1 protein-coding gene is annotated in these 450 nt (G+C 63.8%); it reads left to right on the top strand.

What is annotated here, in order from left to right; translation table 11 throughout:
- Positions 1 to 92: 92 nt before the first annotated feature.
- On the top strand, positions 93 to 416 hold the full coding sequence (locus AC6BYQ_RS28045; protein ID WP_207212943.1) for a MobC family plasmid mobilization relaxosome protein: 324 nt from the start codon (positions 93 to 95) through the stop codon (positions 414 to 416).
- Positions 417 to 450: the final 34 nt, after the last annotated feature.

The following is a 450-nucleotide window of genomic DNA, read 5'->3' as shown; positions in this document are numbered from 1 at the left end:
TGCGGCTTGTCCAACACCGCGCCGCCCGGGAAAGCATTTCCCGCCCGTCCCGGCGTTATCAGGAGGCTGGATTGGCAGATAAACGCAGCAAGATGCTCACGATGTGGGTAACGGAAGATGAGCACCGGCGTCTGCTGGAGCGCTGCGAGGGTAAACAGCTCGCAGCCTGGATGCGCCAGACGTGCCTGGACGAGAAGCCAGCGCGTGTAGGTAAACTTCCGTCGATCTCGCCGGCGCTGCTTCGTCAGCTTGCCGGCATGGGGAACAACCTCAACCAGATTGCCCGGCAGGTTAACGGGAGTGGCGGTACCGGACATGACCGGGTGCAGGTTATCGCCGCGCTGATGGCCATCGATGCAGGACTCGAGCGGCTTCGGCACGCGGTGCTGGAAAAGGGGGCAGACGATGATCGTTAAGTTTCACCCGCGAGGGCGCGGGGGCGGAGCGGGG

The sequence above is a fragment of the Serratia sp. LTN-2 genome (assembly GCF_059740205.1).
This window is presented reverse-complemented; position numbering and strand designations above follow the sequence as displayed.

Bases quoted from the DNA above. Each gene is read 5' to 3' on its own strand.
- AC6BYQ_RS28045 (WP_207212943.1), top strand. From the start codon at position 93: ATGCTCACGATGTGGGTAACGGAAGATGAGCACCGGCGTCTGCTGGAG.